At 70.5% G+C, this 23,352-nt stretch carries 20 protein-coding genes; 8 read left to right on the top strand and 12 right to left on the bottom strand.

The genetic code is table 11. The features are described 5' to 3' along the window. Nucleotides 1-2: 2 nt before the first annotated feature. From ACWEFB_RS03110 to ACWEFB_RS03085, 6 genes are all read right to left on the bottom strand, one after another. Nucleotides 3-1,478: a sigma 54-interacting transcriptional regulator gene (locus ACWEFB_RS03110; RefSeq protein ID WP_452281688.1), complete on the bottom strand. Its 1,476-nt coding sequence runs from the start codon at nucleotides 1,476-1,478 to the stop codon at nucleotides 3-5. A 34-nt stretch (nucleotides 1,479-1,512) separates the two neighbouring features. Beyond that, entirely contained in the window at nucleotides 1,513-2,640 is a 1,128-nt protein-coding gene (locus ACWEFB_RS03105) for a hypothetical protein (protein WP_452281686.1), read from the bottom strand. Nucleotides 2,641-2,758: 118 nt separating this feature from the next. Continuing rightward, nucleotides 2,759-3,436 carry a response regulator gene (locus ACWEFB_RS03100; protein ID WP_452281684.1) on the bottom strand — a complete coding sequence of 226 codons (678 nt, stop codon included), beginning with the start codon at nucleotides 3,434-3,436 and terminating at the stop codon, nucleotides 2,759-2,761. Further along, complete coding sequence (locus tag ACWEFB_RS03095) at nucleotides 3,433-4,737, bottom strand: sensor histidine kinase (protein WP_452281682.1); 1,305 nt, start codon at nucleotides 4,735-4,737, stop codon at nucleotides 3,433-3,435. Before ACWEFB_RS03095 ends, ACWEFB_RS03100 begins: the two co-directional genes overlap by 4 nt. A gap of 36 nt (nucleotides 4,738-4,773) precedes the next feature. Next, nucleotides 4,774-5,271, bottom strand: a complete 498-nt coding sequence (locus ACWEFB_RS03090) for a hemerythrin domain-containing protein (RefSeq protein WP_326560801.1) — start codon at nucleotides 5,269-5,271, stop codon at nucleotides 4,774-4,776. Nucleotides 5,272-5,391: 120 nt separating this feature from the next. Continuing rightward, nucleotides 5,392-6,000, bottom strand: coding sequence for an NAD(P)H-dependent oxidoreductase (locus ACWEFB_RS03085; RefSeq protein ID WP_452281680.1), 609 nt, complete (start codon nucleotides 5,998-6,000; stop codon nucleotides 5,392-5,394). A 150-nt stretch (nucleotides 6,001-6,150) separates the two neighbouring features. Between ACWEFB_RS03085 and ACWEFB_RS03080 the strand changes: the two genes are divergently transcribed. Further along, entirely contained in the window at nucleotides 6,151-6,669 is a 519-nt protein-coding gene (locus tag ACWEFB_RS03080) for a DinB family protein (RefSeq protein WP_452281678.1), read from the top strand. Between the two features lie 18 nt (nucleotides 6,670-6,687). Here the strand turns inward: ACWEFB_RS03080 and mdlC are convergent, their stop codons facing one another. Beyond that, on the bottom strand, nucleotides 6,688-8,283 hold the full coding sequence (gene mdlC, locus ACWEFB_RS03075) for a benzoylformate decarboxylase (RefSeq protein ID WP_452281676.1): 1,596 nt from the start codon (nucleotides 8,281-8,283) through the stop codon (nucleotides 6,688-6,690). Between the two features lie 399 nt (nucleotides 8,284-8,682). Between mdlC and ACWEFB_RS03070 the strand changes: the two genes are divergently transcribed. Continuing rightward, entirely contained in the window at nucleotides 8,683-9,432 is a 750-nt protein-coding gene (locus tag ACWEFB_RS03070) for a S1 family peptidase (protein WP_452281674.1), read from the top strand. 108 nt (nucleotides 9,433-9,540) lie between these two features. Here ACWEFB_RS03070 and ACWEFB_RS03065 read toward each other — a convergent pair whose 3' ends face one another. After that, nucleotides 9,541-10,821 (bottom strand): serine hydrolase domain-containing protein, encoded by a 1,281-nt coding sequence (locus tag ACWEFB_RS03065; RefSeq protein WP_452281672.1) that lies wholly within the window; start codon nucleotides 10,819-10,821, stop codon nucleotides 9,541-9,543. Nucleotides 10,822-10,937: 116 nt separating this feature from the next. On the opposite strand from ACWEFB_RS03065, the gene ACWEFB_RS03060 reads away from it, so the two are divergent. From ACWEFB_RS03060 to ACWEFB_RS03040, 5 genes are all read left to right on the top strand, one after another. Next, the gene (locus tag ACWEFB_RS03060; protein WP_452281670.1) at nucleotides 10,938-11,510 is read left to right on the top strand and encodes a thymidine kinase; all 573 of its coding nucleotides are present in this window, start codon (nucleotides 10,938-10,940) and stop codon (nucleotides 11,508-11,510) included. Between the two features lie 149 nt (nucleotides 11,511-11,659). Further along, on the top strand, nucleotides 11,660-12,046 hold the full coding sequence (locus ACWEFB_RS03055) for a VOC family protein (protein ID WP_452281668.1): 387 nt from the start codon (nucleotides 11,660-11,662) through the stop codon (nucleotides 12,044-12,046). Between the two features lie 71 nt (nucleotides 12,047-12,117). Continuing rightward, complete coding sequence (locus ACWEFB_RS03050) at nucleotides 12,118-13,368, top strand: RNA polymerase sigma factor (protein WP_452281666.1); 1,251 nt, start codon at nucleotides 12,118-12,120, stop codon at nucleotides 13,366-13,368. Nucleotides 13,369-13,645: 277 nt separating this feature from the next. After that, nucleotides 13,646-15,187: an FAD-binding oxidoreductase gene (locus ACWEFB_RS03045; RefSeq protein WP_452281664.1), complete on the top strand. Its 1,542-nt coding sequence runs from the start codon at nucleotides 13,646-13,648 to the stop codon at nucleotides 15,185-15,187. Nucleotides 15,188-15,355: 168 nt separating this feature from the next. After that, a complete protein-coding gene (locus ACWEFB_RS03040; protein ID WP_452281663.1) occupies nucleotides 15,356-16,261 on the top strand; it encodes a putative sugar O-methyltransferase in 906 nt (301 codons plus the stop codon). 56 nt (nucleotides 16,262-16,317) lie between these two features. Here ACWEFB_RS03040 and ACWEFB_RS03035 read toward each other — a convergent pair whose 3' ends face one another. From ACWEFB_RS03035 to ACWEFB_RS03020, 4 genes are all read right to left on the bottom strand, one after another. Next, the gene (locus tag ACWEFB_RS03035; RefSeq protein ID WP_452281662.1) at nucleotides 16,318-17,784 is read right to left on the bottom strand and encodes an MFS transporter; all 1,467 of its coding nucleotides are present in this window, start codon (nucleotides 17,782-17,784) and stop codon (nucleotides 16,318-16,320) included. Between the two features lie 200 nt (nucleotides 17,785-17,984). Continuing rightward, complete coding sequence (locus ACWEFB_RS03030; RefSeq protein WP_452281661.1) at nucleotides 17,985-19,382, bottom strand: FAD-dependent oxidoreductase; 1,398 nt, start codon at nucleotides 19,380-19,382, stop codon at nucleotides 17,985-17,987. A gap of 211 nt (nucleotides 19,383-19,593) precedes the next feature. After that, a complete protein-coding gene (locus ACWEFB_RS03025) occupies nucleotides 19,594-20,754 on the bottom strand; it encodes an epoxide hydrolase family protein (RefSeq protein WP_452281660.1) in 1,161 nt (386 codons plus the stop codon). Between the two features lie 153 nt (nucleotides 20,755-20,907). Next, a complete protein-coding gene (locus ACWEFB_RS03020; RefSeq protein ID WP_452281658.1) occupies nucleotides 20,908-21,789 on the bottom strand; it encodes an alpha/beta fold hydrolase in 882 nt (293 codons plus the stop codon). A gap of 340 nt (nucleotides 21,790-22,129) precedes the next feature. Here ACWEFB_RS03020 and ACWEFB_RS03015 point away from each other — a divergent pair, with 340 nt between their 5' ends. Continuing rightward, nucleotides 22,130-23,317 (top strand): acyl-CoA dehydrogenase family protein, encoded by a 1,188-nt coding sequence (locus ACWEFB_RS03015; RefSeq protein WP_452281656.1) that lies wholly within the window; start codon nucleotides 22,130-22,132, stop codon nucleotides 23,315-23,317. Nucleotides 23,318-23,352 lie beyond the last annotated feature (35 nt).

Below are 23,352 nucleotides of genomic sequence, written 5' to 3'. Positions count from 1 at the left end.
GGTTAGCCCCGCCCACCGGCCGAGCGGCCGCCCTCCGGGTTGTGCCCGCCGTAGCGGGTCCGACCGTCCTCGGTCACGTCCTTGGCCAGCCGGCGGGTCAGGTGCAGCCCCTCCAGCACGAACTCGATCCCGGCGGCGGCCTCGCCCGGCGTGGGCGCGTCACCGAGCCCGAGCCGGTCCAGCGCCTTGGCCAGCCCCGGTACGGTGCCCACCTGGCGCAGCAGGTCGGCGGTGCCGACCAGTTCGCCGGTCTCGATCACCGCGCCCTCGGCGACCAGGTTGATGAAACCGGAGAGGTCCAGCCCGGCGAGCCGGTCCCGGAACGTCTCGGCGGTGGCGGTACGCAGCAGGTGGCCGAGGATCTCCACCTCGCGCCCCTCCTCGCCGCTCTCGAACTCGACCTTGCCCCGCAGGGTGCTGGTCACCGAGACCGCGTCCCCGACCCGGGCGACCGGTGCGCCGGTCCCCTCGGCCTCCTCGCCGAGCAGGCTGCCCCGGCGCAGTGCGGCGGCGGCCACGGTTTCGGCGGCGGCGATGGCGAACCGGGCCGAGACACCCGAGCGGGGGTCCACCGACGGCGACTCGCGTACGGCGCGGGCGAACCGGGCGAGCACCTCCAGGACGTGCTCCGGTACGGCGGCGACCAGGGCCGCCTCCTGCCGGATCAGGTCCAGCTCCAGCTCCAGTTCGAGCGGGTAGTGGGTACGGACCTCGGCGCCGAACCGGTCCTTGAGCGGGGTGATGATCCGGCCCCGGTTGGTGTAGTCCTCCGGGTTGGCGCTGGCCACCAGGAGCAGGTCCAGGGGCAGCCGGAGCTGGTAGCCGCGTACCTGGATGTCGCGTTCCTCGAGCACGTTGAGCAGCGACACCTGGATCCGTTCGGCCAGGTCGGGCAGCTCGTTGACGGCGAAGATGCCCCGGTTCGTACGCGGCACCAACCCGAAGTGGATCGTCTCCGGGTCACCGAGGGTGCGACCTTCGGCGATCCGGATCGGGTCCACGTCGCCGATCAGGTCGCCGACGCTGGTGTCCGGGGTGGCGAGCTTCTCGCCGTACCGCAGGGAGCGGTGCAGCCAGGCCACCGGCAGGTCGTCGCCGGCTTCGGCGGCGAGCCGGCGGGCGGCCGGGGTCAGCGGTTGCATCGGGTGTTCGTTGAGGGCCGAGCCGGGCAGCACCGGGGTCCACTCGTCGAGGAGCTGGACGAGTCCCCGGATCAGCCGGGTCTTGCCCTGCCCGCGCTCGCCGAGCAGGACCAGGTCGTGGCCGGCGAGCAGGGCGCGTTCCACCTCGGGGAGCACGGTGTCCTGGTAGCCGACGATGCCGGGGAACCGGTCCTCGCCGGCTCGCATCCGGGCCAGGAGGTTCTCCCGCAGTTCCTGCTTCACGGTGCGGTAGCGGTGACCCGCCGCGCGCAGCTCTCCGAGCGTGCGCGGCAGGTCGGCCGGCGGGTTGGGCGGCAACTGGGATATCTCCGTCACCTGGAACACGCTAGCTCGCTACCACCCCCGGCCGTCAGGGCTGAGGTTGATCATCTGGTCCGTCGTGGGGGGCGGCCGGTTGCCGGATCTCGGCCGGGTCACGCCGGCGCAGGTGGTAGGCGAGGGTCGCGGCGCCCAGCGCAACGCCCCAGAGCGGCCAGAGCAGCATCGGCAGCACCGCAGGATTGAGGTCGCCGGCAAGCTCCAGGAAGTCCGGATGGCTGAGCAGGCCCACCCCGGCCGAGGTGACGAAGATCGCGACCAGGGTCGCCGGCACCACCGCCAGTTTGACCGGCACCCGCCGTCCGGCGATCCCGATCACCCAGCGCGGGAAACGCTCCCCCCAGGGCCGGATCAGCCCCACGGTCAGCACGGCGCCCACCACGGCGAACGTACCGAGGCCGGCTCCGGCCCAGACGCCGTCGCCGGAGCGCAGGTCGCGCAGTTCGGTCGCGGTCAGACCGAGCGGGATGTTCGCCAGCCAGGCGAGCCGGGTGAGCGCGTAGAGCACCGGGATGATCGCCGCGATCCAGGTGACCCACCGCCCCCAGCGGGCCGCCGACACCGCCGTGGTCCAGCCGGCACCGGCCGCACCCGGCCCGTGCGCCGTGCTGCGGGCGGCCGTACGCGACTGCCAGCCGACCAGCGTACGGGCGAGCAGCAGCCCACCGAGCACCACCCAGATCTTGTTGATCGTGGTCCAGTCGAACACCTGCGCGTAGTCGACGTCCGGCCAGCCGAACGGGGCGCCGAGGATGAGCATCGGCGCGTACCCGGCGAGCGCCAGCACCCGCATGTCGGGTACGACCACGAGCAGCAGCGCGACCACGGCCCAGCCGTACCCGAGGAGCAGTACGCGGGGCAGGCCGTGCGGTCGTACCGCCCGGGGTCCGGTGATCGCCAGGGCCAGCAGCGCGGTGAGGAACCCGATCGCGGCGAAGACCGGCGCCCCCGTGGCGTCGGTCAGCAGCCGCAGCAGGTTCGCCTCGTTGCCCCGGGTGCCGGCCCCGTACGGGTAGCCGTCGCCGGTGATCGTCCAGCCGAGCGCGAGCAGGCCGTAGAGGACGGCCCAGACGGCGGTCAGCCAGCCGGCGTAATCCGTCGACCCGCCGGCCCGGTCCCGCACCGGCGGCGCGAGTGGTGGGGCGGTTGTCCCGGTCATCATGTTTCCTCTCGTCGAGGGCAGTGGTGTCGTGTAACCACCCTCGCGAGCGGGGTGCCCGGTTACCTCCCGTGCCGGGGTGAACCACCTCCCCCTGGTGGGGGAGCCCCGGCGGGGTTCAGCCGGCGGACGGCGTGACGAAGCCGGACTCGTACGCGGCGATCACCGCCTGGGTACGGTCCCGGGCGCCGAGCTTGCCGAGCACGTTGCCGACGTGGGTCTTCACCGTCTCCACCCCGACCACCAGCGTCTCCGCTATCTCCAGGTTGGACAGTCCGACGGCCATCAGGCGCAGCACCTCGGCCTCCCGGCCGGTCAGCCGGGCCCGGTCGAGCCGGTCGCCCCCGGTCCCCCCGTACGCGGCGGCGAGCCGCCGGACGGCCGCCGGGAACAGCAGCGAGTCGCCCCTGGCCACCAGCCGGATCGCGGCCACCAGTTCCGCCGGGCGGGCCCGCTTGAGCAGGAAACCGCTGGCTCCGGCGCGGAGCGCGGCGTAGACGTACTCGTCGTTGCCGAAGGTGGTCAGGACCAGCACCCTGGGCGGGTCGACGGAGGTGGCGAGCAGCCGCCGGGTGGCCTGGATGCCGTCGATCGCGGGCATCCGTACGTCCATCAGCACCACCGCGGGACGCAGCCGGGCCAGCAGCGGCGGCAGTTCCGCGCCGTCGGCTGCCTCGCCGACCACCCGCAGGTCCGGTTGGGCGTCGATGATCGCCCGCAGGCCGACCCGGATCAGTTCCTCGTCGTCCACGATCAGCACGTCGATGGTCGGGCCGGACCCCGCCGGTCCGCTCATGACAACACCTCCCGCTCGGTCGGCAGCTGCACCGACACCCGCCACTCGGCCCCGTCCGGTCCGGCGCTCATCCACCCGCCGAGCAGCAGCACCCGCTCCCGCATGCCGGCCAGCCCGCGTCCGCGCCGGCGCCGGTCCGCGGTCCCCACCATCGGGTTGACCAGCTCGATCTCCAGGAACCCCACCGGTACGCCGATCCGCAGCCGAACCGGCCGCCGGCCGCCGTGCCGGGCCGCGTTGGTCAGCCCCTCCTGCACGATCCGGTAACCCTCCCGGGACAGCATCGCCGGCAGCCGGTCGACGGCCCCGGTCAGCTCGACCTGGACCGGCAGTCCGGCCGCCGTGGTCTCGGCCACCAGCCGGTCCAGGTCGGCCAGGTTTCGCTGTGGTGGCCGGGCCGGCTCCGGTTCCCCGTCACCTCGTTCCGGCGCGGATCGCCGGTCGTCCCCGCCGCCCGCCGGATCGTCTTCCCGTTCCCGGAGCAGGCCGAGTCCGTGGTCGAGGTCGTCCATCGCGGCACGCGCGGTCTCCTCGATGGCCAGCAGCGCCCGGCGGGTGAACTCCGGGTCGGTGTCGAGCAGTTCCCGGGCCGCACCGGCCTGGAGGGTGGCGACGGTGAGCGCGTGCCCGACGGAGTCGTGCAGTTCCCGGGCCAGGCGGTTGCGCTCGGCGAGTCGGGCGGCCCGCGCCTCCAGTACCGCCAGCCGTTCGGTCTGCGACGGGCCGAGCAGCACCGGCGCCATCTGGGTGGCCAGCGCCCCCAGACCCGCGACCGCGTAACCGAGGCCGAGGAGCAGGACCAGGCCGGTGCCGACCAACCAGCCGGTGTCGTGTTCGTCCAGCGGACCGAAGCGTGTCCCGGCCATCGCCTCGGCCCCGATGCCGAACCACTGGGCGATGAGCACCAGCGCCATCGGCAGTGCGGTGATCAGGCCCCACATCACCACACCACCGGTGACCAGGTGCAGGCCGATCCAGAGCGCGGCGCGCAGCCGGGTCTCCCGGTCCAGCCGTCCGGACCGGGAGGGCTCCGGCAGGTCGACGTCGAGCAGCGCCCGGGCGGCGGCGATCTCCAGTGCCCGGCTGCCGCCGAGGAAGATCGGTACGGCGGCGATGACCACGGCCACGGCCAGCACCAGGACGGTCGCCCCGCGTGGCGTGTCCGACCCGGTCAGCATGGTGCCGAACAGGACCCCGAGCAGCAGGTACGGCAGCAGCAGCACCCCGCCCAGGAGCAGGAACACGCCACGGCGGTACGTCGTGCCCCGTACCAGGGGGGCCAACGCCGGGTGGACCGTCACCCCGCCATTGTCGCGGCCGGACGCCCGGCGGTGGGGTCAGCGATGTGCCTCGATGTACTGCTTCGGGTCCTTGTCGCGGAACATGAGCCCCTTGCCGCCTGGGTGTTCGCCGTAGAAGGTGAGCCACCGGGCGCCGAGTTGGGCACGCAGTTCGACATCGGCGTGCCGCCGGAAGTCGGCCAGCGCCCCGTCCTCCTCCTCGGCCAGGTGCTCGCTGTTCTCCTTGCGGGCCCGCCAGACCGCCGCCCACCACTCGTCGGTGCCGAGTACGTGGTTCTTCGCCTCGGCGATGGCGTCCCGGATCTTGTTGTGGTCGCCGATCGCGTCGTCGGTCTCGTCCGCGCCGTCGTCACCGTGCCGGACCAGGTACGGGTAGAGGATCGACTCCTCCGCCTCGGCGTGGATGTCCAGGTGCAGCGCGAGCGCCTCCCAGACGGCCCGGATCTCGGCCTCGTCGCGGGCGTCGTCGAGGCGGGCGAACCCCCGACGGAAGGCGTGGTGGTCGTCCAGGATCAGCGCGGTGATGTCGTCCATGACGCTCGTCCTTCACGGGGTTGCTGGTCGGCGGCCGGTGACGCGTTCGCCGCCGACCGCCGGGTCGGGCGCGGCAACACGCCGAACCACGCTAACCCGACCCGGCGTCGCCCGCCCCGGTTACGCCCGGACCCGCAGCCCGGCCAGTGCCCCGCCGACCAGTCCCACCTGCCGGTCGACCCACGCCGCGACCAGGTCGGACCCGGCACCGAGCTGCGCCTCCAGCACGGCGAGCGGCTCGACGGGCAGGGTGGCGCCGAGTTCGGCCAGCAGGTCGGTCAGGCTGTTGGTCACCGCGCGCAGGTGGGCGTCCGAGGCGGCGATGGTGACCGGTACGGCGACCACGCCGGCCAGTCCCCGGTGGCCGAACTGATCCAGGAAGATCTTCAACAGTCCGGTGTAGCTGCCCTTGTAGGTGGGGGTCGCCACGATCAGCAGCCGGGCCGACCGGACCACCTCGAACGGGTCGGCGACCTCGGCCGAGCCCCGCGCCGGCTCGGCGTCGAAGCTCACCCCGACCAGGGTCGCCAGCTCCAGCACCTGTACGCCGTGCAGCACGGTGGCGGACCGGGCCAGGCCGGCGACCAGCGCCTCGGTCGCCGCCTCGGCGAGCGTACGGCTGCGGGAACCCGGACGCGGGTTGCCGACCAGCACCACGACGTCGGCGCCGGTGGGCGGCTCTGCGGTGGCGGGCTCGGTCTGCACCGGGATGGCGGGGTTGGCGGTCATCGGCGGGCTCCTCGCATTACCTCTAATTCCGATCGGGTTAGTAGCGTAACCCGCACCCCCGCCCCACCGACACCTCCGCCGGAAGGGGCCATCATCCTCGGCGATCATGGGGAACGAAACCTCCACGACCACTCGTGACATCCTGTGGCGATGACGTGGACAGCACCGGTGGTGGTGCGAAGTGGTGGGGCGCCGAACGCGCCGGAGCCGGAACTGCTGCGCGGGCTGCTCGACTGGCACCGGACGACGCTGCTGCTCAAGTGCGCCGGACTCGACGGCGAGCAACTGGCGCGGGCGAGTGTCGCCGGGTCGAACCTGTCCCTGCTCGGCCTGGTGCGGCACCTGGCCAAGGTGGAGCGGATCTGGTTCCGGCGCCGGTTCCGGGGCGAGGCGGTCGAGATGCTCTACTCGACCCCGGAGTGGAAGGACGCCGACTTCGAGGACCTCGACCCGGCGCGGGCCGAGGCCGAGTACGCCCAACTGCTCGCCGAGCAGGAGGCGGCCCGCCGCGCGGTCGAGGACGCCCCGCTCGACGCCACCTTCGTCGGCGCGGACGGCAGTGAGATCTCGCTGCGCCTGGTCTTCGTCCACATGATCGGCGAGTACGCCCGGCACAACGGCCACGCCGACCTGATCCGTCAGGGAGTCGACGGGGTCACCGGCGCCTGAACCGCCACCCGCCCCCGGTCACAGGATCGGTGGTACGTCGGCGGTGATCGGCACCGCCAGTACGGTCGGACCGCTCGCGCCGAGCGCCGCCCGGAACGCGTCGACGAACTCGTCCGACGTCGCCAACCGGGGCGCGCGGCAACCGAACCCGGCGGCCACCCCCGGAATGTCGAGGTCGGGCAGGTCCAGACCGGGCACCCCGGCGGTCTCCTTGAACTCGGCGAACGCCTTGAGGATGCCGTACTGCCGGTTGACCGGGACCACGAACACGACGGGCAGGCGCTGCTGGGCGGCGGTCCAGAGGGCCTGGACCGAGTACTGGAACGAACCGTCGCCGATCACCGCGATCACCGGTCGTTGCTGGCCGGTGGCCCGCTGGGCGAGCGCGACACCGACCGCCGCCGGCAGTCCGAAGCCGAGTCCGCCGCTGGCGGTGGTGAAGTACGAGCCGGGGCGGGTGATCGACAGGTGGCGGCGCAGGATGCTCAGGTTCGACGGGGTCTCGGTGACCAGGATCCCGTCGGCCGGCCAGTGCCGGGCCAGTACGGCGAACAGGGCCGCCGGGGCGAGCGGGTTGCCGACCTCCGGCTCCGGCGGTGCCGACCGTACCGGCGGCAGCGGGCGCTGCCCGACCGGGACCAGCGCGGCGAGTGCCGCACAGGCCAGGCCGGGGTCTCCGAGCAGGCTCTCCCCGACCGGGGCACGGGCCGCCTCGGCCGGGTCGTCGGTGATGTGCAGCAGTTGCGCGCCCGCCGGCAGGTAGTCGCCGGGCACGTGCGGGTAGTAGCGGAAGACCGGGGCCCCGATCACCAGGATGGTGTCGTGCCCGCTGAGCCGCTCGCCGAGCGGCCCGATGGCGAAGGGCAGGATGCCCTGGTACTGCGGATGGTTCTCCGGGAAGCCGATCCGCTCGGGTGCGGGCGCGGACCAGACCGGGGCCCGGGTCCGCTCGGCCAGCGCGACCGCGGCCGACCAGCCACCGCTGCGGTCCACCCCGCCGCCGAGCACCAGGACCGGGTTGGCGCTCTCGGCCAGCAGGTCGGCGAAGTGGGCCAGCCGCTGCGGGTCGGCCGCGTACCGCCGGCTGACCTGCCGTAGCTGCGGTGGCGGATCGGCCGGCTGATGCCAGTCGTCCAGCGGCAGGGAGAGGAAGACCGGGCCGGCCGGTGGCTGCACCGCCATGCTGTACGCACGCATCAGCGCCGCCGGGATGTCCTGGGCCCGGACCGGCTCGTAGCTCCACTTCACGTACGGCTGGGCCAGTTCGGTCGCGCGGACGCTGGTCAGTCGGGGTTCGATCAGCAGCATCTCGCGGGCCTGCTGACCGGCGGTGACGATCAACGGGGTCTTGTTGTGCCAGGCGGTGATCAGGTTGCCCATGGCGTTCCCGGTGCCGGGGGCGGTGTGCAGGTTGACGTGCGCCGGTTCGCCGGTCGCCTGGGCGTACCCGTCGGCCATCGCCACCGCGGACGCCTCCTGGAGCGCGAGGACGTAGCTGAAGTCGTCCGGAAAGTGGCCGAGGAACGGCTCCTCGGTCGAACCGGGGTTGCCGAACACGGTGGTCAGCCCGAGTTGGCGCAGCAGGTCGTACGTCGCGTCCCGGACCGTCGCCATGGGCACACCTCCCCCCGTCCGAGCCGGTCTACCCGCGTTCACGGCTTTTATCCCGCCGGATGGCACCCTTCCCGGCACCCGCCCCATCGGGGTACCGATCAGACCCGTGGCGGGCGTTGCCCGTATCGATCATGCCCAGAGGCCGGCGGCGATGTCTCGCCCCGAAGTCGGGGGCGCGACCAAACCCCATGGGATCGAGGATGATCACCGTGGTTCCGGGGCCGGCTGCCGTATCGCTCCCGACCTGCTCCGACCGGGAGCATCGGGGGTGGTCCGGTGTGGACGGGCGGGGTCAGGGCGCGCGGCAACCCCGCTATTGAGCCATAATCCCGACACAAGCAACCAACCGAAGGATGTGTGGTGCCTGTGTTACGCAAGCGTCGATTCCGGTCGATATGGATGCTGCTCGCGCCGGTGCTGGTCGCCGGTCTCGCCGTCGTCCCCGCCGGTCCGGCCAACGCGGTCGCGAATGGCGTCGACGTTCCGAACGGTCTCTACCGGTTCGCGGTCAAGCTGACCATGACCGGCATCCCGACCGCCGACGGCGGGCGCCGCAACAGCGCCTGCTCGGGCGCCCTTGTCCAACAGAGGTGGATCATCACCGCCGGCCACTGCTTCCGGGACCTCAACGGCGTACGGGTGGAACGCACCCTGGCCGACGAGACCCTCGCCACCGTCGGGCGGGCCGACATGTCGTCCTCGATCGGCGAGGAGGCGGAGGTGATCACGGTTCGTCAGCACCCCGAGCGGGACCTGGCACTGGTCCGGCTCGACCGCCAGATCACCACCATCGCGCCGCTCGCACTGAGCCTGCGCCCGCCGGCCCCCGGTGAGGTGGTCCGGCTGACCGGTTTCGGCTCCACCCAGGGCACCAACCCGGTCCCGTCCAACCGGCTCCGCACCGGCGAGTTCACCGTCACGTCCATTGTCGGGCCGACCATCGGCATGACCGGCCTGGCCCCGTTCCCCGACACCAGCGCCTGCGCGTACGACTCGGGTGCCCCGTACTTCCGGGACAACCAGCGCGGGGTGCGCAGCCTCGTCTCGATCGAGAGCGGCGGGCCGACCTGTCCGCACGCCCTGGAGGAGACCACCGTCCGGGTCGACAACATCACCGCCTGGATCAAGGGCATCATCAACGCCGGCTGACACCCGGCAGCCGATCCGAGCCGCCCCGGCGCCCCTGATCGTCGGTTGTCGCGCGGGGCACCCGCCGTGCGGGTTCCCACCGGCAGCCGACGATCAGGGTGTCCGGGTTCAGAAGTAGTTCGGGTAGAGGTTCGTCGTCGGCCAGGTGGTCACCTTGGCCGAGGCCGCCCACAGCAGCGGGTCGATCTCGGGGTACGCCAGACCCGACGCATCGTCGCGCTGGTTGAACAGCACCGCCCAACTCCGCCCCTGGTACGTCCGGACCAACAATGAGTACGTCCCCGGCATGCTGCCGGTGTGCCAGGTGTTGCGGCCGGTCCCGCCGGTGGTGACCGGGCGGACCTGCCAGCCCAGCCCGTAGTACCAGCCGGCCGGGTCGACCCCGATCCCGCCGGGAACGGCCCAGACCCGCCCCAGCGAGGTGCTGTTGAGCACCGGACCGGCGGCGTCGAAGGCCGACGCCCAGCGCACCAGGTCCACCGCCGACCCGATCCAGCCACCGTTGGCGTCCTGCAACCGCATGCTGAACGTCCCGTACGGAGCGGCGACGGTGGCCCCGGTCTCGTTCAACACGGTCGGGCCGGTGTACTGGGAGCGGTAACGCACCTCACCGGCGTGCGGGGCGATGCTCCAACCCTGGGCCATCCGGGTGATGCCCAGCGGGGCGAGGAGCTTCTGCTGCACGTACGTGGCGTAGGGCAGGCCGCTGACCGCCTCGATCACCCGACCGGCCAACTGGTAGCCGAAATTGCTGTACGCGACCTTCGTACCGGGGTCGTGTTGCAGCGGCTGGCCGGCCATGTACCGGATCACATCCGCCGGGTACAACTCCATCGGTACGCCCAGCGCCCGGGAGATGGTCCGGTCGGCGAAGTTCGGGTCGAAGGCCAGGGCCCGGTCCCAGCCCCCGGTGTGTTGGAGCAGTTGCCAGAGGGTCACCCGCGACAGCCGGGGGTCGGCGGTCTGACCGGCCGGCGGGGTGAGGTCGAGCAGCGACGCGACCGGGGTGCCGAGCGCCACCGCACCGTCCTGGGCCAGTCGGGCCAGCGCGGCGGCGGTCACCGACTTCGACAGGCTGGCGATCCGGAACAGGGAGGTCGGCGCGACCGTCTGCGCCGGGTCGTCGCTGTAGCTGTAACCACGGGCGAGCACCAGCCGCCCCTGGTGCGTGACGGCCAACTGGCCGGCCGAGATGTTCCGCGCCTGCATGAAGCTCTTCATCGTGTCGTCGAAGCTCTTCAGCGCGGTCACCGCCGTACCGGTGACCTTCCAGGTCGGTGCGGCGGCCCGCGCGGGCGCCGTGACCAGGGCGCCCCCGGTCAACGTCCCGGCACCTGCCGCCCCGATCAGCTTGCCGAAGGTCCGCCGGTCCAAACCTGTACGTCGCATGCCCGTCCTCCCCGTGATCGTCGAGCCTTTGATCGTCGAGCCTTGATCATCGACGGGGGTCAGGGTAACCGAGAGACGAGTTCTCGCCTGTCGGGTCGGGCGCTACGGTGTGGCCCGTGGATCTCACCGTCATCCTGGGGCCGATGAAGAGCGGAAAGTCGCTCGAACTCGTCAGCCTGCTCTCGCCCCTGCAGTACACCAACGTCCGGCACCGGGTCTACCAGAGCGCCCGGCACGTACGCGACGTCGGCGTCGTCTCCCGCAGCGGTGCCGCGCTGGCGACGGTGAAGACGACCTCGCTCGCCGCCGCCCTGGACGAGCAGGTGGAGGTGGTCGGGATCGACGAGGTGCACATGTTCACCGTCGCCGACGTGTCGGTGGTCCGGACCCTGCTGGGGCGGGGCACCCGGGTGGTGGCGGCCGGGATCGACCTGGATCACCGGGGCGAGATGTTCGCGCCCGTACGGGCCCTGCTCGAACTCGGTCCGGCGACGGTGACCTACCGGCGCGCGGTGTGCGACATCTGCCGGCACTTCACCGCCGTCTACACCCAGGTGCTCGAACACGGTGAGCCGATGATCCGGGTGCTCCCGCCGTCGACCGCACTGCCGGACGACGGGACCTACACCTACGAGGCCCGCTGCCGGGACTGCGCCGTACTCCCCGTCGCCGCTCCGGTCCCGGCCTGACCCTGCCTCCGGCACACCCCGCCGCTGGTCCGGGCGATTTTTTCTCCGGTCCGGATGACACCGGAATGTCGATTCCGGGAGGCTGGCTCCGACCTCTGATGTGAGGGGCCCGACCGGTGGTGCCCGACGACCGAGGAGAGGACTGGACAATGGGTCTGCCTGTGGTACATTTCGAAATAATTGGTACGGATCCCACCAAGCTCCGCGACTACTACGCCGGGCTGTTCGACTGGGAGTCCACCGCTGGTGACGCGACCACGGAGAAGGTCTCCCAGCCGGGCAACTACCACTTCATCGAGGGGCACACGAACGGCGACGGTAACGCGATCAACGGCGGTATCGGCGGCGGCGAGGGTTACGAGCGCCGGGTCGTGTTCTACGTGGGCGTACCGGACGTCGAGTCCGCGCTGCAGAAGGCCGAGAGCCTGGGCGGCAAGCGCCTGATGGGACCCGAGCCGAAGTCCGGTGACTTCGCTGTCGGGCACTTCTCCGACCCGGAGGGTAACGTCGTCGGCGTCGCCGGCCCGTCGGCCTGACCACACCCGGCTGCGCCACAGCCGGTGCGGTGCGGCGCGGAGGGGTGAGCTGAAATGTCTGGCCAGGAGATGTGAGCGGCACGCACGAGCTGGAGGACCTGCTGCGCCGGCTGGCGCCGCGGGTCCTCGCCGCGCTGGTCCGCCACTTCGGCAACTTCGAGACCGCCGAGGACGCGGTCCAGGAGGCACTGCTCGCCGCCGCGACCCAGTGGCCCGGACGCGGCTTACCGGACAACCCCTCGGCATGGCTGATCACGGTCGCCTCTCGGCGGATGACCGACCAGCTCCGTAGCGAGCAGGCGAGCCGGCAGCGGGAGGAATGGGTGCACGCCCAGACCCCGTCGGACGAGTTCCTCGCGCCCGGGGCCGATGTCGAACGGCGGGACGCCGACGACACGCTCATCCTGATGCTTCTCTGCTGTCATCCGAGCCTCACCCCGGCCTCCCAGGTCGCGCTCATGCTGCGCGCGGTCGGTGGCCTGACCACGGCCGAGATCGCCAAGGCGTTCCTGGCGCCCGAGACGACCATGGCCCAGCGGATCAGCCGGGCCCGGCAGCGCATCCGGGCGGCCGGGGCGACGTTCGAGATGCCGCCCGAGCGCGAGCGGGCCGAGCGGCTCCCGGTCGTGCTGCACGCGCTGTACCTGATCTTCAACGAGGGCTACACCGCCACCTCGGGGCCGAGCCTGCACCGGGTCGGCCTGACCGCCGAGGCGATCCGGCTGACCCGGATCGTGCACAAGGTGCTGCCCCAGGACGGCGAGGTGGCCGGGCTGCTGGCGTTGATGCTGCTCACCGACGCCCGCCGGCCGGCTCGTACCCGCCCGGACGGCAGTCTGGTGCCGCTCGCCGAGCAGGATCGCACCCAGTGGCAGCCGGACTCGCTCAAGGAGGGGCTCGACCTCATCACCGGGATCCTGTCCCGGGCGCGGCTCGGGCCGTACCAGCTCCAGGCGGCGATCGCGGCGGTGCACAGCGAGGCCGCCCGCGCCGAGGACACCGACTGGCCGCAGATCGTGGCGCTGTACAAGCTGTTGCAGCAGGTCGCGCCCAGCCCCATGGTGTCCCTCGGTCACGCGGTCGCGGTCGCGATGGTGCGCGGACCACGGGCCGGGATCGAACTGCTCGCCCCGCTGGAGGCCGACGGCCGGCTACCCGACCACCACCGCCTGCACGCGGTACGGGCGCACCTGCTGGAGATGGCCGGTGACCGCGCCGGCGCACACGAGTCGTACCGGCGGGCCGCCCGCCTGACCACCAGCCTGCCCGAGCAGCACTACCTGCACAGCCGTGCGGCGCGATTGGCCCCGGAAGACTCCTGACCGGCGGCAGCGCCGAACCCACTGCCAGCGCATCCCGGACCCGTGACCTCCGGGTCTTTTCCGACCATCCATTGTGGTTTCGCGACGTTACTCTCCGCAATTTTCTGGTCGCATCGCATTTGCCGCGCCCGGCAACTCGTGCACGTACCGGTTGATTATTCTCCAAAGTGGATTTACTCCTTTGATGCTGAGTCAAAAATCAGCAAGACAGGAGATGCAAGGTACGCGATCATCGATAGACTCCCTGTGATGTCCGCTTGATCAGGAAGGGATCGCTGTGACCAAAGACCTGACTCGCCGTGGCTTCCTTGGCCTCGCCGCCGTATCCGCTATCGGTGCCGTGGCGGGTTCCTCTGCATCAGCCGTCTACGCCTCCGGCACCGCCCCTTCGAGCCGCGGCGGCAGGGTCGACTGGAATTCACTCGGTCGCCACCTGGACGGCGACCTGGTCCTGCCTTCGGATGGCCGCTACTTACAGGCCCGGCAGCTGGCAAACGCTCAATTCGACAGCATCCGTCCGCAGGCCGTCGCCTACTGCGAGACCAGAAGAGACGTACAGATCGCCCTGGCGTTCGCGCAGGACCACTCGTTGCACACCGTCCCCCGCAGCGGTGGGCACAGCTTCGGCGGTTACTCGACCACACAGGGCCTGGTACTGGACGTCTCCCGGATGAACCAGATCAGGATGAAGGGGCCGAATGTCGTCATCGGCGCGGGCACCCAGCAGGTCGACGCCCTCGGCACGCTGACCCCGCACGGAATGGCACTGGTCAGCGGAATCTGTCCCACCGTGGGCGTGGGTGGATTCATGCAGGGCGGTGGTATCGGCTGGCAGACCCGCAAGTACGGAATGGCGTGCGACCAGCTGGTCGAGGCCACCGTCGTACTGGCGGACCGGCGGGTCGTACGCGCCTCGGCCGACGAACACCCCGACCTGTTCTGGGCGCTGCGCGGCAACGGCGGCGGAAACTACGGTGTCATCACCAGTTACGAACTCAAGCCGGTCCACCGCCGCACCATGGTGAGCTACATGCTGTCCTGGTCGTGGGACATCGCCAAGGAGGTCATCGAGCACTGGCAGCGGTGGGCGATCGATTCGTCCAACGACCTCGCCTCGATCCTGCTCGCGATGATCCCGGACCTGGGCCAGACACCGCAGCTCGTCGTACTCGGCAACTGGTACGGCACCGTGGAGGAACTCAACGGCCACCTCGACACGCTGGCGGGAACGATCGGCGTGACTCCGGCCATCCGGAACGTCATCGAACGGTCGGTCTTCGACGCCACGATGGACATCTACGGCTGTGCACAACTGACCACCGAGCAGTGCCACCGCGTCGGAACCTCCCCGGTGGCCCAGACTCCCCGGCAGAACTATTACCACACCCGCAGCCGAATGTTCGACGAGCCGGCACCGAATGTCGACCAGCTCCTCGAAGCCTTGGCCGCACCGGGAAAGGCACGCAGTGGGCAGAACCGCATGCTCTACTTCGAGGCCCTGGGCGGGGCGGCAAACGTGCCGGGCAGGACGGACACCGCCTACGTCCACCGCACCACCGAAATGTTGATCGGCTACACCGGCACGTTGAATCACCCTGACTACACGGACGAGGACACCACGGCGTGCGAGGAATGGCTCGCCGACAGCTTCCGGGTGCTCAGTGAACACTCCCTGCCGGAGAGCTACCAGAACTACATGGATCCGTCACTGCCGGACTGGCGCCAGGCGTACTACGCGGAGAACTACCCCCGGCTGGTGCAGATCAAGCGCAGATACGACCCGCACCGTTTTTTCAACTTCGCCCGGAGCATCGGCTGACCGTTCTGTCCGACTCGGTCGGTGGTAGCCGCGCATGGGTGTTGCGCGGCTACCACCGAGTCGTGGCGGTGGCCGCGTTTCCTTCTCCCAAATTGCGCAACAGCCGGATGGGCCGGTGAGCGCACGCCATCGGATGTCCCGCGCCGCGGACTCGCGAAGGATGGCGGCATGGCAGACAAGTACGGTGGCAGCACTCTGTGGGACACGTACCATCGGACGCGCATCACGAAGGAATCGAGCGTCGACCTGGCCGGCTTCAAATCGGCCGGGGTCAACTTCAAGCTCGCCCTGTGGAACCCGCGGACCAACGGAGTCCGCTACCTCAAGTCGCTGATCTACAACGTCGCCGACGGGCTGGACGATGCCGGCTGGGAGCGGCTGCGCCGGATCGGCGGTCGCGAGACGGGCGCGCCGATCGCGGTACGGATCCACGGCGAACTGGTCTGCATGGACTACCTGCAGGCCGTGCTGGAGCTGGAGTTCATGGAGCGCCATGTCGCGCTCGACGGCGGGACCGTGCTGGAGATCGGCGCCGGATACGGCCGTACGTGCCACGCCGTACTGGCCAACCACGACGTGGCCGCCTACCACATCGTCGACCTGGAGAACTCGCTCGACCTCGCTCGGGCCTACCTCCGGGAGGTCCTGGGCGACGACGACTTCGCCAAGGTGCGGTTCGTACCGGCCGGGGACCTGGAGGAAACGCTCGCCGGTCTCCGTTTCGACCTGTGCCTCAACATCGACTCGTTCGCCGAGATGGATGCCGAGGTCGTCCGGAACTACCTCGCCTTCGTCGCCCGCCACTGCCGCCACCTGTACGTGAAGAACCCGGTCGGCAAGTACCTCGACCCGAGCCTCGACGACCACGCCGAGGGTCAGGAGCTCGTCGCGATGGCGCTGCGCACCGGGTTGCTCCGGGACGTCATCGACATCCACGACAGCGAGGTGGTACGCGTCCAGTCGGCCAAGTTCGTCGACGCGTACCGCCCGGCGGCGGGCTGGACGGATCTGGCCGACGAGTGGGCGCCGCCGTGGAGCTACTACTGGCAGGCGCTCTACCGCGTCGCCGGCTGAACAGTGCCCGAGGGCGGGGAAGCGCTTGCGTGCTTCCCCGCCCTCGCCGATCTCGCTCAGGACGGCTGCGGCACGCTGCTGGTGAGCCGCTGGGTGACCGGCCGCAACAGCACCAGCGCGACAACCAGGCAGGCGAACGCGACGAGCAGGTCCGCCCGGAGCCCCGCCTGGAGGCCGTCGGTCATCCGAGCAGGGTCCCCGGACTCGCCGCCGGCGGAAACGACCACGGCCGAGATAATCGCCGCGCCGAGCGCGCCACCGAGTTGGAACGTCGCGTTGGTGGCGCCGGAGGCCACGCCGGCGATCTCCTGGTCGACGGTGGAGAGCGCCGCGGCGACCGCTGCCACCGGCCCGGCACCGAGCCCGAGGCCGAAGAGGAGCAGGCCCGGGAACAGGTCGGCGAAGTAGGTGCCGTCGGGCGACACCTGCGACAGCAGGAGTAGCGCGCCGATCATGAGCACGGCGGCGACGGCGACCACCGGACGGAACCCGAGCTTGGTCATCGCGGCCTGACCGGCGAAGGCTCCGACGAGGGTCATCAGCGTCATCGTCAGCATGCCGAGGCCGAACTCCATCGGCGTGTACCCGAGCACCCGCTGCGCGTACGTCGTGATGGCGACCGACATGCCCAGGGTCGTCATGGCGAAGAGGGTCATCGCCAGGTTGCCCCCGACGAACAGCCGGTTCCGGAAGATCCGCAGCGGCAGGAGCGGCGCGGCAGACCGGCTCTCGACGAGGACGAACAGGGCGATCAGCACCACCGCGCCGAGCAGCATGGCGAGGACCGTGCCGTCGGCCCAGCCCCTGGTCGGCGCCCAGACGATGGCCGCGATCAGCAGCATCAGTCCCACGGTGCTGGTGAACGCCCCGGCCGGGTCGTACGCCCGTGCGCTCGACTCGCGGCTCTCGAGCAGCAGGATCGGCGCGAAGATCAGCATGCCGATGGCCACCGGGATGTTGATGAAGAAGATCCACTCCCAGCCGAGGGTGTCGGTGATCGGTCCGCCGATCAGCAGGGCGGCCGTGGCGCCGGTTCCGCCGAGCCCCGACCAGAACGCGAGCGCCTTGTTGCGCTCGGGCCCCTCCGGGAACATCGTCATCAGGATCGCCAGCGCGGACGGTGCCAGCAGGGCCGCCGAGATCCCCTGCACGACCCGGGCGGCGATCAGCACGCCCGCCGAGCCGGCAAGGCCGCACAGCAGCGACGACACCAGGAAGAGCGCCGTGCCGACGATGAACATCTGGCGGCGCCCGCGCATGTCGGCCAGCCGGCCGCCGAAGAGCAGCAGACCACCGAAGGCCAACATGTACGCGCTCAGGAACCACTGGCCCACGTTGGCCGAGACCCCCAGATCGGTCTCCATCGACGGCAACGCCAGGAGCACGATCTGGGCGTCGAGGATCACCATGAAGGCGGTGACGGAGAGCAGGATCAGCGCCCTCCAGCGCCGCGGATCCGGCGCGGGGACCGCTGGCCCGGGCTCGGCGGTCGCCGTCGGCTCGGGTCGATGGCTGTCGGACACGTCGTTCCTCCAAACGGGGTTTCCCGGTCGGTCCTTGTCGCATGCGTCGGGCGCCTGGTGGCTCCCTCACAGCAGAGGTCGGAGCGGACGGCCCGGAATCGACATTCCGGCGCCATGAGGTCCCGAAAAGCTTCGGTCCCTCATGGCCCGGTCGGATTCACCGCGATCCCGCCCGGCTCCGGCGGGGTCGGTCGCCGGGGTCAGGCGGTGGGCCTGGCACCCGCGCCGGACGAAACACCACCCGCCGGTACGGGCTTTCCGGGCACGGGCCGGCGGACGGAGCGCCGCAGTACCCGGCCGACCATCTGCGGGCGCATCAGCGCCTCGGGCGGGTCGAGGAGCCCGGCGACCCGCATGAAGCCCTCGGTGACCTTGGCATCCTTCGTCGCCGCGTACTGCAACCGGGCCATGTACGCGTTCCCGACCCGTACTTTCAGTGGCCGCTCGCCGGGGACGCCGGGGAAGGCCAGGTCGCCGGTGACCGAGATCTCCCACGGGGTGTCGATGATCCGGGACACCTCGGTGAAGAAGTCGGCGGCGTCGGGTGGCGAGCCGAGCCGGAGCCCGTCACGCAGGGCGACCGCCTCCATCGCGGCGACGCTCATCCCCTGCCCGTACACCGGGTTGAAGCTGCACACCGCGTCGCCCATGACCAGGTACCCCTCCGGGAAGCGGGGCAGCTTCTCGTAGTGCCGCCGTACGCTGGCCGGGAACCGGAAGCTCACCGGGTCGTTGATCGGCTCGGCCTCGCGCAGGGTCTCGTAGATCTGCGGCACCGGCAGGCTGCGGACGAAGTCGAGGAACGCGTCCGGGTCGGTCGGCGGATAGTCGCCGAGGATCCCGGTCAGCGACAGGTTGACCAGGTCCGGGCCGATCTTGCCGAAGAACGCGCCGCGCGGGTGCGACGGCCCCGCGATCTGGTTGATCGACGGAATTCCCTCCAGCATGCCCGGGTACGGCTTGTAGTGGCGGGTCGTGTACGCCAGGCCGATCTTGACGGTTTCCTCTTCCGGACGGGTGTAGCCGAGTTCGTTGAGCCACACCGGGGTACGCGATCCCCGGCCGGTGGAGTCGACGATCAGGTCGGCCTCGAGCAGTCGCTCCTGTTCGTCACCCTCGTGCGCCTGCACCCGTACGCCGACGATCCGCTGGTTGTCCGGGGTGGCGACGATGCCGAGGATGTCGTACCGCTCCAGGAAGGTGACGTTGGGCAGGGCGGCGACGCGGGCCCGGAGCTTCTCCTCCAGCATCGGCCGGGGCGCCATCACCGAACGCAGGCCGGTCCACGCGGCGCGCAGCCGGCGGGCGTTGATGTACCAGTGCATCTCGCCGAGGTCGCAGGTGGGGATCCCGTCCGCGATCAGCCCGTCGGTGAGGCCCGGAAACAGGTCCTCCAGGATGAGGTGGCCCCGGGCGTGCAGGGCGTGGGCGTGGATGGTGTGCGGGGTGCCACGTCGGGGCTCGCTGACACCGACCACCTTGTCCCGGTCGACGACCAGCACCTCCCCGTAGAACTCGGACAGCACCCGGGCCGCGAGGACCCCGCCCATGCTCCCGCCGAGCACCACGGCGCGCTTTCCGATCTGATCCTTGGTCATCCGGTTCCTCCTCCTGTGTGTCACGCGGTCAGAGCGGGTTGCGGCCCGGTGCCGACGAGCCGGCCCGTTGCCTGGTCGAGCAGGCCGTACACGGAATCGCGCCCGGCCCGACGGACCGGCCGCGTGCGCCCGGACGGCCGGACGGCCGGATCCGCGCGGGGCCGTCGCCCGTCCCGCTCATCACCCCGCCTCCGCCCGTCCGGGACCGACGTCAGTCCTTCTTCAGCAGGCGGTTGAAGGTCCGGATGTCGTCGACGAGCAGGTCCGGCTCCTCCATGGCGGCGTAGTGGCCACCACGGTCGAACTCCGACCAGTGCACGATCGTCGGGAAGTCGCGCTCGGCGAACCGGCGGATGGCCACGAACGCGGCGTGCGGGAAGACCGCCACCCCCATCGGTGCCTGGATCGTCGGGTAACGGCCGACCGGCAGGTTGATCGGGAGCTGCTCCACCGACTCGTAGTAGGTCTGGTTGGACGAGCCGGCGGTCCCGGTGAGCCAGTAGATGGTGGCGATGGTCAGCAACTGGTCGCGGTCGACCGCGTCCTCCGGGAACCGGTCCGAGTCGGTCCAGTCCTTGAACTTCTCCACGATGTACGCGAGCTGCCCGACCGGCGAGTCGGTCAGCGCGTACGAGACCGTGTGCGGGCGGGTGGAGTGCAGCTTCATGGTGCCGGCGAGGTGGTCGTTGAACCGCTGCGAGTGCGCCATCCGGGCCTGGTCGACCTCGCTGAGGTTCTCCAGGTCGGCCGGGTCCTCACTGGGTGTGGTGGCCAGCATGTTGAGGTGTACGCCGGCCACGTGCTCGGGGTCGACGAGACCCACCAGGATCGAGATCGGCGCACCGAAGTCACCGCCCTGCGGCACGTAGCGCTCGTACCCGAGCCGGCGCATCAGCTCGGCCCAGGACTGCGCGACCCGCAAAAGGTTCCAGCCGGTCTGCTCGGTCGGTCCGGAGAAGCCGTAACCGGGGATCGACGGGATGACGAGGTCGAACGCGTCGGCCGGGTCGCCGCCGTGCGCGCGGGGGTCGGTCAGCGGGCCGATCACCTTGGTGAACTCCGCGACCGCACCCGGCCACCCGTGCGTGATCAGCAGCGGCGTCGCGTTCGGCTCGGGCGACCGGATGTGCAGGAAGTGCACGTTGGCACCGTCGAGCTCGGTCGTGAACTGCGGGTACTGGTTCAGCTCCGCCTCGGCGGCACGCCAGTCGTACGACGTGCGCCAGTACTCGGCCAGATCCTTGAGGTAGGCGGTCGGCACACCGCGGTCCCAACCGGTGTCCGGGAGCTTCTCCGGCCAACGGGTCGCGGCGATCCGGCGGTTCAGGTCATCCAGATCGGCTTGCGGAATCTCAATTCGAAACGGCTTCACGCTGGGCTCCTAGTCGCACTGAATGAGAGGTCGCTCGTCGACTTTCCCATCGACTTTCCGGGTGCCGCATCTTCGGTGATGCGCTGCCTGCGGTGATGCGCCTGCCTCCGGCGGTTCGGGAAAGCCGGAACAGGCAGGGTGGTGCGTCGCGTCTCAGCCGGTCCGCTCCGGGGAGCGGACCGGGATGCCGGCGAAGTCGGCCACCAGGGACCAGTACGCCTCCGGGTTCTGCTCGTGGGCCAGGTGCCCGGCGTCGGGCACCCAGGCGGCCGACACGTTGCGGATACCGGCCTCCAGGAAGCCCTTCACGTGCGGGTCGAGCGAATGACCGGCCGGCTTCTCGCCGTGCAGGTACAGCAGCGGGGTGGTGACGTCCGTTGTCGCGGCCTGGTTCTCCGCGACGTCGCGGGGCATGGCCCGATACCAGGAGAACGCCGTCTGCCGCGCGCCCTCGGTCTGGTACGCCCGCACGTACTCCTGCCGCGACTGCTCGCTGATCCGGCTCCCGTCCCCGGAGAGGTTGTCGTACCAGTGGTCGAAGAACTGCCGTTCACGGCCGGTGACCAGCGCCTCCGGCAGGCCGGGCATGGCGTTGAAGTGGAAGTGCCACATGGAGGGGTCACGGGTACCGAACTCCCACGGGAACACCCCGGGGATGACAACGTGCAGGATCACCGCGCGGGCCAGTCCGGGGAAGTGACGCAGGTACGCGAAGGCCGCCATCCCGCCGACGTCGCTGCCGACCAGTGTCACGTCCCTGAGCCCGAGCGCCTCGAACAGTCCGTACAACTTTCCCGCGATCGCCTTCTTGGTCCCGTCGGTCGGGTCACCGACCGAGCCGCCGATCCCGGGCAGGTCCACCGCGATGGCGTGCGCGGAGGGCGCGGCCAGTTCCAGCACCCTCCGGTACGTCACCCACGAGGTCGGGAAGCCGTGCACGAACACGACCGGGGGTGCCCCGGGCGTGCCGGCCTCCACCACGTGCAGCGACGAATCGCCGACCTGCACCTGACGATGCCGAAGGTTGTCGTCCATCGGTTTTCCCCTAACAGTGAATGGTCTCTGGCTTCCGGTTCCGCGGCATGAGCACGGGGTCGCGCGATCCCACAGGGCTCCGCCTCGAGCGGCGAGCGGCGAGTACACGGGCATGCGGCATTTTCGGCATTTCGCAGCCCCTCGCGGATCTGATTCTGGGTCCCGCCGTACCAAAACCGCATCTCCGAGCGTGCCCCGCAAAGCGCAAGAAATGACCACCGGGATCGCATCCTCGGAGGTGCGCCTACGGCGTACGTCAATGCAGAATCAAGTGCCACATCGCTGGCGACCCGGCTCCATTGCAGAGCACTTTCCAGATTTCGACACCCAGGAGGGCATGATGTCGCCGACGCAGACGGTGGCCCCGACGCGTGAAGAGTTGGTCCGGCGCGCCTCGTCGCTGGTGCCGTTGTTGCGCGAGCGGAGCGGGTGGATCGACGACAACCGGCGGCTGCCCGACGACGTGATCCGGGCGTTCGAGGAATCCGGCCTGCTCAGGATGCGCGTTCCGACGCAGTACGGCGGGTTCGAGAGCGATGCCCGTACCCTGATCGACGTCCACGCGGAGATCGCCCGGGGTGATGGTTCGGCCGCCTTCTGCATCTCGGTCTGGTCCCTGATCAACTGGCTGGTCGGGCGTTTCCCCGACGAGGTGCAGGACGAGGTGTTCGCCACGCCCAATGTCCGGGTGTGCGGCAACATCTCGGCGACCGGTACGGCCACTCCGGTCGACGGGGGCTACGTCTACAACGGCCGATGGCGCTTCAGCTCTGGCGTACTGCACAGCCACTGGGTTTTCGCGGCGGCCATGCTGGACAGCCCGGACGGCCAGTCGGTGCCGATGACCGCGCTCATTCCCGCCAGCGAGATCGAGATCGTGGACGACTGGCACGTGACGGGGCTAAGGGGCACCGGCAGTGTCACCACCGTGGCGAAGGACCTGTTCGTGCCCGCCGCACACGTGGTCGCGCAGAGCGATCTGTTCAGCCCGCAGAGCCAGTCCAGGGCCAACGCGGCGAAGCCGATCTACGAGGTGCCGCTGCTGGTCACCTCGACCGCGGCGACGGCCGGGCAGACCATCGGCGCCGCGAAGTACGCCATGGAGTCCTTCCTGGAGCGGCTCCCGGGCCGGAAGATCACCTACACCTACTACCAGAGCCAGCGCGAGGCGCCGATCACCCATTTCAAGGTGGGCGAGGCGGCGCTGTTGACGGAGGAGGCCGAGGCTCGGGCGCACCGCTTCGCCGAAATGGTGGAGCGCAAGGCGAAGATCAATGAACCGTGGTCGGAAGCCGATCGCATCTACTCCCGGGTGCAACTCGGGCGGATAGCCCAGCTCGCCGAGCGGGCGGTCAACATCCTCGCCTCGGCCAGCGGGGCGTCGTCGATCTACGAGGACGTCCCGATCCAGCGCATCCAGCGCAATCTGCACGCCATGGCCATGCATGCGCTGACCCTGCCGGACACCAACATCGAGCTGTACGGCCGCAGCCTGTGCGGGCTCGAGCCCAACACCCCGTTCCTCTGACCCACCGGGATTCCACGCACCACAGGCCGGGGCGC

The organism is Micromonospora sp. NPDC004704, assembly GCF_053601675.1.
This window is presented reverse-complemented; position numbering and strand designations above follow the sequence as displayed.